The organism is Devosia sp. 1635, from assembly GCF_013185955.1.
Classification (GTDB): domain Bacteria; phylum Pseudomonadota; class Alphaproteobacteria; order Rhizobiales; family Devosiaceae; genus Devosia.
This window is the reverse complement of sequence record NZ_JABAOM010000003.1, coordinates 313,704-324,482: the sequence shown is the minus strand read 5'-3', so window position 1 is coordinate 324,482 and position 10,779 is coordinate 313,704. Positions and strand designations below refer to the sequence as shown.

At 64.4% G+C, this 10,779-nt stretch carries 10 protein-coding genes; 4 read left to right on the top strand and 6 right to left on the bottom strand.

The window, feature by feature from the left end; all coding sequences use genetic code 11:
- Positions 1 to 139: 139 nt before the first annotated feature.
- Positions 140 to 1,627, bottom strand: a complete 1,488-nt coding sequence (locus HRU92_RS13825; RefSeq protein ID WP_248307146.1) for an ABC transporter substrate-binding protein — start codon at positions 1,625 to 1,627, stop codon at positions 140 to 142.
- A gap of 386 nt (positions 1,628 to 2,013) precedes the next feature.
- Here HRU92_RS13825 and HRU92_RS13820 point away from each other — a divergent pair, with 386 nt between their 5' ends.
- The 4 genes from HRU92_RS13820 to HRU92_RS13805 all read left to right on the top strand — a co-directional run bounded on the left by HRU92_RS13820 (position 2,014) and on the right by HRU92_RS13805 (position 5,705).
- Positions 2,014 to 2,643, top strand: a complete 630-nt coding sequence (locus tag HRU92_RS13820; protein WP_172121623.1) for a hypothetical protein — start codon at positions 2,014 to 2,016, stop codon at positions 2,641 to 2,643.
- A gap of 145 nt (positions 2,644 to 2,788) precedes the next feature.
- A complete protein-coding gene (locus tag HRU92_RS13815; protein ID WP_172121622.1) occupies positions 2,789 to 3,805 on the top strand; it encodes a TRAP transporter substrate-binding protein in 1,017 nt (338 codons plus the stop codon).
- Positions 3,806 to 3,901: 96 nt separating this feature from the next.
- Positions 3,902 to 4,420 (top strand): TRAP transporter small permease, encoded by a 519-nt coding sequence (locus tag HRU92_RS13810; protein WP_172121621.1) that lies wholly within the window; start codon positions 3,902 to 3,904, stop codon positions 4,418 to 4,420.
- Between the two features lies 1 nt (position 4,421).
- Positions 4,422 to 5,705: a TRAP transporter large permease gene (locus HRU92_RS13805; RefSeq protein ID WP_172121620.1), complete on the top strand. Its 1,284-nt coding sequence runs from the start codon at positions 4,422 to 4,424 to the stop codon at positions 5,703 to 5,705.
- A gap of 72 nt (positions 5,706 to 5,777) precedes the next feature.
- On the opposite strand, the gene HRU92_RS13800 is transcribed toward HRU92_RS13805, so the two are convergent.
- The 5 genes from HRU92_RS13800 to HRU92_RS13780 form a co-directional block, all read right to left on the bottom strand.
- A complete protein-coding gene (locus HRU92_RS13800; protein ID WP_127754878.1) occupies positions 5,778 to 6,488 on the bottom strand; it encodes an orotate phosphoribosyltransferase in 711 nt (236 codons plus the stop codon).
- Between the two features lie 105 nt (positions 6,489 to 6,593).
- Positions 6,594 to 7,634 carry a dihydroorotase gene (gene pyrC / locus HRU92_RS13795; RefSeq protein WP_172121619.1) on the bottom strand — a complete coding sequence of 347 codons (1,041 nt, stop codon included), beginning with the start codon at positions 7,632 to 7,634 and terminating at the stop codon, positions 6,594 to 6,596.
- Between the two features lie 17 nt (positions 7,635 to 7,651).
- Positions 7,652 to 8,944, bottom strand: coding sequence for a hydantoinase/carbamoylase family amidase (locus tag HRU92_RS13790; protein WP_172121618.1), 1,293 nt, complete (start codon positions 8,942 to 8,944; stop codon positions 7,652 to 7,654).
- Entirely contained in the window at positions 8,941 to 9,882 is a 942-nt protein-coding gene (locus HRU92_RS13785; protein ID WP_172121617.1) for a dihydroorotate dehydrogenase, read from the bottom strand. Before HRU92_RS13785 ends, HRU92_RS13790 begins: the two co-directional genes overlap by 4 nt.
- Positions 9,876 to 10,721: a dihydroorotate dehydrogenase electron transfer subunit gene (locus HRU92_RS13780; RefSeq protein WP_248307145.1), complete on the bottom strand. Its 846-nt coding sequence runs from the start codon at positions 10,719 to 10,721 to the stop codon at positions 9,876 to 9,878. Before HRU92_RS13780 ends, HRU92_RS13785 begins: the two co-directional genes overlap by 7 nt.
- Positions 10,722 to 10,779 lie beyond the last annotated feature (58 nt).

The following is a 10,779-nucleotide window of genomic DNA, read 5'->3' as shown; positions in this document are numbered from 1 at the left end:
TGGAGCGGAGAGGCTGGCGGCGAGCCTTGAGGGAAGCGCCGGGGTTCTGGCTGGTGGGTGTGCTGGCACCCCCACCCTAGCCCTCCCCTCAAGGGGGAGGGGACGGGCCGGTGTTTGCCGGTGGATCGGGGTCAGGCCGTCAGTTGGTTTTCTGGATGTCGTAGGCGAAGAATTGGGCGTTGAGGCCGTTGGTGGGGTAGCCGGTGACGTTGGCGGCCGAGACGACGATCTGGGGGTAGAGGTAGAGCCAGTTGCCGGCGGCGTCTTCGGCGATGATGCGGTTGGCTTCGGTCAGCTTTTGCGTTTGCTCGGCTTCGGAGGCGGCCGCTTCGGCGCTGGCGATCAGTTCGACCACTTCGGGGTTGTTGTAGCCCCAGTAGAAGTCGGGATTGCCGTAAAAGACGATGTCGCGGTGATTGACGTGCTCCTGCAGCGTCGCCTGGAAATCGTGGCTCTGGTAGACCTTGGTGTACCATTCATTGGCGGTGATGATGTTGATGTTCACCGTGACGCCGATCTTGGCGTATTCCGCCTGCAGGAACTGCGCCACCAGCGGGTGGGGATCGTAGTCAGGCGTATCGAGGGTGAACTCGAAACCGTCGGGATAGCCGGCCTCGGCGAGGAGCGCCTTGGCGGATTCCACGTCATAGGGATCAACGCCCGTTAGATCCACATACCAGGGATCGGTGGGGGGCACGAAGGAGCCGATCAGCGTGCCGTAGTCGCCCCAGACCGAGTTCAGGAGCTGGGCCTTGTTGGTGGCGCGGGCGAGGGCCTTGCGCACTTTGGGGTTATCGAAGGGGGCAACGCGGTCGTTATAGGCGAGGATTTCCTTGGTGGTGGACGCCCCTTCGGTGACGGTGAAGGCCGGGTTGTCGGCGAACTGGGCCAGGGAATCGGGGCTTTGCACCGAGGTGATGATGTCGACCGCGTTGGTCAGCAGCGCATTGTTGAGCGCGGTGGCTTCGGTGAAATACTGGAACAGCACGCCGCCATTGCTGGGCGCTTCGCCCCAATAGCTTTCGAACGGCGTGAGGGCGAGGGCCGAGCCGCGGCGCCATTCGGCGAGCTGGTAGGGGCCGGTGCCGTCTTCGGCCGCGGTGATGTCGGGGGCGGCGTCGTTGACGATCCAGACATAGGAGAGATTGTAGGGCAACGAGATGGAGCGCTGCGAAAGGGTGATCACCACCGTCTGGTCATCGGGAGTCTCGATGCCGGTGATGGTCGAAAGGCTGCGCTTGCGCGAGCTTTGCGAGGTTTCGGCGGTGACGCGCTCGATGGAGTGCTTCACATCGGCTGCGGTCAGCGGATCGCCGGAATGGAAGGTCACTCCATCGCGCAGGGTGAAGGTATAGGTGAGGCCGTCTTCCGAGACGGTGTAATCGGCCACGAGCCGGGGCTCGACGGTGCCCGCATCGGTGAGCTGGAACAGCGCTTCATAAACATTGCCGTTGAAGGCCTCGTTGATGCCCTGGCCAGCGCCCGCGGTGTTGTCGAGGTTTTGCGGCTCGTAGAGCGAGCCGATACGGATGGTGGCGGCGGGATCAAAATCCTGGGCAAAAGCGGCGGCGGGCAGAAAGCTGACGCCAGCAAGGAGGGCGGCGGCAAGAAGCGCAATTTTGGGCATGAGGGCTCCACGAAAAGGGTGCCGCAGCATAAGGCAGGGCGGCAGCCAACTCCATTAGCGGAAGGAAGACGGACTGCTCGCGCTGGGTTCCAGAGGAGTAACAAATTCTGCAAAACGACCGTTTGTGGAAAGCTGTTCTCCGGCGGCTGGGGCAACCGGACGCGGGGGCGTGGGCATTGCCAAGCTGGCGGCAGCCGGGATAAGCAGCCGGCCGGGGCTGGGCGCCAAGTTCTGCTGGGCTGTGCCAGGGCAACAACAGCAGAACGCGGGCGGATACTGCACAAGCGGCAAAGCAGACGGAGCTTTCGTCTCAATCGTGAGACGAAGCGGCGATATTGCGCGGCTGCGATGTAGTTATAGCCGGGCCGATAGTTGCGGAGACATGGATGCATTCACTGGCGGGGCGCGGCTTTGTGGCGATCTGGAACGGGATCCCGGCCGAAGGGCGGCAGGATTTCGTCGATTGGCACCGCGAGGAGCATATGCCCGAGCGCCTCGCCATCCCCGGCTTTTTGAGTGGCACGCGCTGGCGGGCCGACGAGGTGCCGCTCGAGTTTTTCACGCTTTATACCCTTTCAGAGCCCGAAGTGAGCCGGTCGGCGGCGTATCTGGCGCGACTCAATGATCCCAGCCCCTGGACGCAGCGGGTGATGCGCCAGTTCCAGAACAATCGGCGCTGCGTCGGCGGATTTGCCCAGAGCGCTGGCGAGGCTCCGGGCGAGCGGGTGCTTGTGGCGTGCCTTGTGGCCGAGGCTGCGGAGGGCTGGGGGGCAGTGGCGGCGGGGATTGCGGCGCTGCCTGGGGTGGCGGGGTGCCATCTGGGCCTTGCTGATCAGGCCATCTCGGCGCTGCCGACAGCGGAGCGACAGGGGCGCGATGTGGGTGAGCCGCAAGGCGTGCTGCTGGTGGCGCTGGCGCGCGATGTCGATGTGATAGCGGTGCGCGAAGCGGTGCGGGCGCTGCTGCCGGTGGGGACGGAACTGGCCGGATTTACCCAGGAATTGGCCTTGCCGTGAGCGGCAGCCAATCGGGCCAGAGATTGGGCAGGCCGCACAAGTTTGGGGCAGGCTAACAGAACTGTCTAGTTTTTGAGAAAGTTCGCTTGACTCCGCTGGGGCGCAGAGCTTTTGTCGAAAATAATTTTGAATGAAGGGGAACCAAATGAACCGTCGTGTATTGCTTGCCAGCGTCGCCGTCCTGTCCGCCCTGATCGGGGCGCTGCCCGTCTCCGCCCAGCAATTCACCGCCCGGATCGGCCACCTGGAATCGGACCAGCAGCCGCGCCACAAGGGCCTGGTGATGGTTGCCGACCTGGTCAAGGAGCGCACCGACGGCAATGTCGCGTTCCAGCTGTTCCCCGCCGGCCAGCTCGGCCAGGCCCGCGAGATGAATGAAGGCACCCAGCTGGGGCTAATGGAAGGCACCGTGTCGCCTGCCGCGTTCCTCGCCGGCTTCAACCCCGCCGTTTCCATCCTCGACGTGCCGTTCCTTTATCCCGCCGACCGCGCCCAGGCGAACGAATTGCGTACCGGCGCTTTCGGGCAGGCCGTGCTCGACAGCTTTGCCCCGCTCGGGCTCAAGGCCATTGCCATCTGGCCGAATGGGCGCAAGTCGATGACCTCCAATGAGGAAATTGCCGCGCTCGAGGACTTCGCCGGCCAGAGCTTCCGCGTCATGGACAGCAAGGTGCTAATAGAGCAGTTCAACGCGGTGGGTGCTTCGGCCGTGGCGCTGCCCTTTGGCGAGCTTTACACCGCTCTGCAGACCGGCGTGGTCGACGGGCAGGAAAATGCCCTCGATACGATCGCGACCATGAAGTACCACGAAGTGCAGGACTACCTGCTGGTGTCCGAGCACGGCGCCAATGAGGACGTGGTGATGTTCAACCAGGCCTGGTGGGATGGTCTGCCGGCCGAATACCAGACCGTGATCACCGGGGCCTTCGAGGAAGTGCGCCCGCAGGTGGAAGAGCTCAAGGAAGCCGCCCAGGCGACCGCGCTCGAAACCATCCGAGCCAGCGACATCACCATCCATGAACTCGACGACGCCCAGCGCGCCGCTTTCCGCGAAGCCATGTATGGCCCCGCGCGCGACGCCTATCTCGCCAATGCGGGTGCCGCCGGGCAGGGGATCGTGGATGCCTATGAAGCGCAGTACAGCGCGGTCTCGGGGCAGTAACCCCAAGGATCAACCGGCGCCGGCAGGCGCCAGCCACAAGGCGCCAGGTTCCAACACCCCTGGCGCCTCTTTTGTGCAGAGGGAACCCGCAGTGACATGAGCCCAAACAGTAAGTTATCCAAGGCGCTGGCCGCCTGGTCGTCCCTGGAGCGGATCGCGTTGGCAGCCCTGATGCTGATCATGGTCGCGCTTTACGTCACCGGCGTGGTCGTGCGCGAACTGGTTCCCGTCTATGCGCGCAATTTCGCCTGGATCGACGAAGCCGCCCGCTATCTAATGGTTTGGCTGGTGTTCCTGTCGCTAGGGCTAGCGCTGGCCGAAGGGCGCCAGATCGCCATGACCAGTTTCCTCGAACGCATGTCCCCGGGCGCCCAGCTCTGGATCCGCCGGGCCATTGATCTGTCGGGGCTGGTGCTGTCGCTTTATATCGCCTGGTTTGGCCTGCAGATGGCACTGACCGTGGCAAAGACCGGCCAGATGAGCCCGACGCTCGGCGTGCCGGCTGCCCTTTTGTATTACGCGCTGCCCGCCGGCTTCCTGCTGCTGGCGCTGCGCTATGCCATGAGCCTGTTCGGGCTGATCGATCGCTGGTCCAACAAGGCTGAGGCCCACTGAGATGTTGATTGCCGTTCTTGTTGCCGGGGCCCTGGCCCTCCTCTTCCTTGGCTTTGAAATGCTTATCGTGCTCGGCATTCCGGGCATCCTGACCAAGGAGTTCTTTTTCTCGGGCATGCCCGATTTGATCTATGGGCAGCGCATCGTCGGGGGCATCAACCATTCGACGCTGCTGGCCATTCCCTTCTTTATCTTTGCCGCCGAGATCATGTCCAAGGGGGTGATCGCGCGGCACCTGATCCAGCTGGTGGGGGCCTTTCTCGGCCATCGCCGGGGCGGCATGGGGCTGACGACGGTGGCAGCCGCGGCGGCCTTCGGTTCGGTATCGGGTTCGGCGCCGGCCACCGTGGCGGCGCTGGCCGGCATTGTTTATCCCGAAATGCAGCGGCAGGGTTATTCCGACAAGTTCTCGCTCGGGCTCATCGTGTCTTCGGCGGAAGTATCGCTGCTGATCCCGCCCTCCATCACGCTCATCATCTATGCCTGGCTGACCGGCACGTCAGTGGCGGCGCTGTTTGCCGCCGGCCTCGTCGTGGGCTTGTTCCTCGCCGGCGTGTTTTGCTGCTATGTGCTGTTTTACGCCTATCGCCACGACATCAAGGGCGATGCGCCGCTGCCCTGGAGCGAGCGGCTCAAAGTGGTCGGGCGCGGGATCTGGGCGCTGGGCCTGCCGGTCGTGCTGCTCGGCGGTATCTATTCGGGCCTCTTCACCCCCACCGAAGCTGCCGCCGTCAGCGTGGCCTATGCGCTGATCGTCGAGGTGCTGATCTATCGCCACATGAAACTGGGCGATGTGTTCAAGGTCGCGACCGGCGCGGCGGTGACCACGGGCACGATCTTCGTGCTGCTGGCGATGGGCTCGATCGTGGCCTATTTCATTACGCTGGCGCAGCTGCCAACTCTGGTTATCGACTTTCTCGGGGCGATCGATGCGAACTGGGTGATGTTCCTCCTGATCGTCAACCTGCTGTTCCTTGTCGCCGGCATGTTCATCGATCCCAATTCGACCATGCTGATCCTCGTACCGGCGCTCTATCCGGTGGCGGTCAGCTTTGGCATCGATCCCATCCATTTCGGCATCATCGTGTGCCTCAACACCTGTATCGGCATGATCACGCCCCCATTCGGGCTCGACATTTTCGTGGCGTCCTCGACGCTCGGGGAGTCGGTGGGCAAGATCATTTCGGGCATTTTTCCCTTTGTGGTGGTGAACCTGCTGGCCTTGCTGGTGATCACCTATCTGCCCGAGATCTCGATGTTCCTGCCCCGCATGCTGGCGCCCTGACCGGGGTCACAGAGGGACAAAAAAAGGGCCGCCCACTGGGCGGCCCTTTTGTTTTGCCGGTTGAAAACGGGCTTATTCCTTAGGGGTAGGGGAGAATTCGGAAATGCCGCCATGGGCAGCCGACCAGCTCGAGGGGTCGTTGAGGAAGCTTTCGACCTCGGTCAGGGTCTTGGCATCGAAGTGCCCGGATTCCTTGGCTGCCTCGAGGATATCCCACCAGGTCGCGAGATAATGCAGCTCGATGCCGAGCTCCTTCATCAAATCGTGGCTGTTGGGGAAGATGTCGTAGAAAAAGACGATGAAGCAGTGGTCGACCTTGGCGCCCGCCTTGCGCAGCGCATCGGCGAACATGACCTTGGAGCGCCCGTCGGTGGCGAGATCTTCCACGAGGAGGGTGCGGGCGCCGGCGATCACTTCGCCCTCGATCTGGGCGTTGCGGCCAAAGCCCTTGGCCTTCTTGCGCACATACTGCATGGGCAGCATCAGCTTGTCGGCGATCCAGGCGGCAAAGGGGATGCCCGCGGTTTCGCCACCGGTGACCACGTCGATCGACTCATAGCCGATTTCGGTGACGATGGTCTGGGCGGCCATGTCCATCAGCGCCGAACGCAGGCGCGGATAGGAGATGAGCTTGCGGCAATCCACGTAAACCGGGCTGGCCCAGCCGGAGGTGAAGACGAATGGATGTTCGGCATTGAAGTGAACAGCGTTGATCTCGAGCATCATCCGGGCGGTTTGCCGGGCGATGGCTTTTTTGTCTTCGCTGCGGTGCAGTGCACTCATGGGAAACAGTCCTTCATCATTGCGTCATGCGGTCGCGCGAAATCGCGGCCGCCGGATGGAAGTCCAGCGCCGCAGGGTGCTTAAATCTCGATTGCAGCCGGTTCGCTATAAACCGCGGCTCAAAGCCCAGTCAACTCGTTCGCCCGCGAAGAGGGGGACAATCTGGTGCTCTTCCACCGAAACGCTGGCGGGCGCGGTCCAGGCGCGTTCCTCATAGGTGACGCGGGTTTGTGACGGCGCAAAGCCGTAAAAGGCGGGGCCATTGAGGGAAGCAAAGGCCTCGAACTTGTCGAGCGCGTTTTCCTCGGCAAAGACCTTGAGATAGGCCTCGACCGCAACGGGAGCGGAAAAGACGCCGGCGCAGCCGCAGGCATTTTCCTTGAGATGGCGCAGATGGGGGGCCGTGTCGGTGCCCAGGAAATAGTTGGGCGCGCCGCTGGTGGCCGCCTCCCGCAGCGCCAGCTGGTGGGAGCGGCGCTTGAGGATGGGCAGGCAATAATAATGGGGGCGGATGCCGCCTTCGAACAGCACATTGCGATCATAAAGCAGGTGCTGGGGGGTGATGGTAGCGGCGACGCGGCTGCCGTGGCTCCTCGCGAACTGGGCGCCTTCGCTCGTCGTAATATGCTCCATCACCACTTTGAGCGTCGGGTGGCGCTCGAGCAGCGGGGCGAGGACGGCATCGATGAAGCGCGCTTCGCGATCAAAGATATCGACATCGTGGTGGACGAGCTCGCCATGGGTGAGGAGCGGCATGCCGGCTTCGGCCATCGCTGCGAACACTGGATCGAGCCCGGCGATGGAGGTGACGCCATGGGCCGAATTGGTGGTGGCGTGGGCGGGATAAAGCTTGGCCGCGGCAAAGATGCCGTCGCGATGGCCGGCGATCAGATCGGCGGGATCGGTGGCGTCGGTGAGGTAGCAGGTCATCATGGGGGTGAAGTCGACCCCCTCGGGGATCGCCGCCTCGATGCGCCCGCGATACGCGGCGGCCATCGCGGCGGTGGTGACGGGGGGCACCAGATTGGGCATGACGATGGCGCGCGCGAATTGGCGGGCAGTGTGGGGCACGACCGCATCGAGCACCGCGCCGTCGCGGAAATGCACGTGAAGGTCGACGGGCTTGCGGATGGTCAGGGATCGCATGGGGTCGGGGGCCTGGCTCAGTTGGTGGCGGTCACGGCCTTATAAAGCACATCGGTGCCTTTGATGAGATCCCCGATATCCATGGCTTCGGCGGGATTGTGCGAGCCATTGGCGTTGCGCACGAACACCATGCCCGAGGGAATGCCGGCATTGGCGAACACCGCCGCATCATGGCCGGCGCCCGAAGGCAGGGTTTGCGGATCGAGCTCGCAAGCGGCGGCGGCGGCGCAAAGGCGTTCGATCACGGCGGGGTCCATGCGGGCGGGCTCGGTATAAACGCGCTCGTCGAGCTCGAAAACGACGCCGCGCTGCTGGCCAACGGCGCGGCATTCGGCGCGGAACAGCTCGTAGAAGCTTTCGAGCGTGTCGTGGCTCTGGCTGCGCACTTCAAAGGAGAACATGACTTCGCCCGGGATGCGGCTGAGGGCATGCTGGTCGGGATCGGTGCCGACAATGCCGGTGGTCACCACGAGGTCGAGGCCGCGTTCGAGGAGGACGCGCCAATGCTCGTCGAGGCGCCCCACGAGATCGGCAAAGGCAAAGACGGCATCCTTGCGCAGCCAGCGGGGGATGGTGCCGGAATGGCCCGCTTCGCCGCGGCAAACGACGCGGCGGTGGCGCAGATTGCCGCGAATGCCGGACACGACGGCGGCGGGCAAGCGGCGGTCGATCAGCACCGGCCCCTGCTCGATATGCAGTTCAAGATAGCTGGCGGCGGTGGCGGGATCAAAGAGGGATTGGCCGGCGCGGATGGGGGCGAGATCGATGCCCACCGAGGTCATGGCTTCGGCCAGGGTCCGACCGGTGCCGCGCGAGCGGGCGGCAAGATCGGCGGGGGAGAGGATGCCAAAAAGGGCCCGCGAGCCGATATTGGCGCGGCCATAAAAGGCGCTTTCCTCGCCGCGCAGCATCAGGAGGCGCACGGGGGTGGTGAGCTCGCGCCCGCAGCGGGCAATGCGGATAAGGCAGGCGAGACCCGCGACGATGCCGGCGGCGCCATCGTAGTTGCCGCCCTGGGGCACGGAATCGGCGTGCGAGCCAATGAGATGGGCGGGGCGGGTGCCATCATCGCCGGGCAGGCAAACGAGGAGATTGCCGACGGGATCGATGCTGATGGCAAAGCCATGGGCGTGGGCGACGGCCGAGAAGATGGCGAGCGCGGCGTCTTCGCCGGGCGCATAGCATTCGCGGGTGATGCCGACGCCGTCGCCCGTGCAGCGGGCCAGTTCGGCAAAGATGGCGGTGGCGAGCTCATGCTCCGTGGCGAAGGCGGTCCAATCGATGTCGGCGGCGGGGGCAAGCGCGTTCATTGGGCGGCCTCCATGAGGTGGGGGAGCTGCAGGTCGGTATCGAGGGCGCCGATGAGCTGGTCGAGGCTCGTGAAGCCGTGGCGCTCGCAATACAGATCGATGCCGGCGATCACTTCGGGCATGGTGCCGGGGCGGGTGAAGGTGGCGGTGCCAATTTGCACGGCGCGGGCGCCGGCGAGCAGGAACTCAATGGCGTCGCGGGCGCTGCTGATGCCGCCGCAGCCAATCACCGGAATGCGGACGGCGCGGGCGCATTGATAGGTCATGCGCAGGGCAATGGGCTTGAAGGCGGGGCCGGAAAGGCCGCCCATGATGTTGCCGAGGGTCGGGCGCATCGTATCGATGTCGATCGACATGGCGAGGATGGTGTTGGCGACGACCACGGCATCGGCGCCCGCGGCTTCAGCGGCGCGGGCAACGCCGGCAATATCGCCGGTATTGGGGGTGAGCTTGGCCCAAAGCGGTAGGTCGGTGACGGCGCGCATGGCGGCGATCGCCTGCTCGGTGGTGGCGGGGCGCATGGCGAAGGCCTTGCCGTCTTCCTCGATATTGGGACAGGAAATATTGGCTTCGATGCCGGCAATGCCGGGCTGGTTGAGCTGCGCGGCCGCTTCGGCAAATTCGGCAATGGTGGGCGCCGAGATCGAGACGATCAGCGGGCTCGCAAAGCTGCGGTAAAAGGGCAGGGTTTCGGCGAGGAAATGCGCGATCCCCTTGGAGGGAATGCCGATGGAATTGAGCATGCCATTGCCCACTTCCGCCACGCGAGGGGTAGCATTGCCGCCGCGCAGCTCGGCGGTGATGGTCTTGGTGACGAGGGCACCCAGGCCATTGAGATCAATGACTTCGGCGAGGCCCTCGGCAAAGGTGCCGGACGCCGGCATGACGGGATTGGCGAGGACGAGGCCGCGGCCAAGATCGGTGCGCAGGTCTACCATGAGGTGGCCTCGGCCAGGGGAAAGACGGGGCCATCCCAGCAGACGCGCTTGGAAACGGTTTGCCCATCGACAGTGAAATTGCGCACGCAGCAAAAGCACATGCCCAGGCCGCAGGCCATTTGCTGTTCCATGGCGACTTCTCCGGGCAGACCCAGTTCAGCGGCGAGGCGCTGGAGCAGCAGCATGAGACGGTTGGAGCCGCAGGTGTAAAGGGCGTCGGCGCGGCCCTCGGCATGGAGGCGCCGCAGCAGGGCCTCGACATGGGGCAGCTCGCTGGTGCCATCGCTGTCGAGCACGATCTCGACTGCAGCGCCGGCGGAGCGGAAGCGCTCCACCGAGAGCACAGCTGCGGGATCGCGGGCGCTGACGAGGGCAGTAACGGCGATGCCGCGGCTGCGGGCGAGTTCGGCCAGCGGCGCGAGGGTTGCAAGCCCGACGCCACGCCCAACCACGACAATGGAGCGGATGCCCTCGGGCAAGCTGAAGCCGACCCCCAGGGGACCAAGAATGCGCAGCGTGCTGTCGGGCGCGAGGCTGGCGAGGCCACGGGTGCCGGCGCCGGCGACCTTGTAGAGGAACTCCATCCGGCCCGTCGCGGGGTCGGCGGCATAGGTGCTCATCGGGCGGCGAAAGAACGGCTTGTCTTCGCCAATTGCCGGGCAGTCGATGTTGAAGAACTGGCCCGCTTCAGCCGTGGCGGCGACACCGGGGGCATCGAGCACGACGAGCTTATATTCGGCATTGACCCAGTCATTGCTGAGGACACGAGCCGAGGTATCCGCAATGCGCGGCATAAAAGGAGCGGCGGGGGCGAGGGCGGAGATTTCATCCTGTCTCATTTTTGAGACAATGCGCAGCCCCGGGCAGGTTGTCAATGGGCCTGCGTGGTCGGTACGC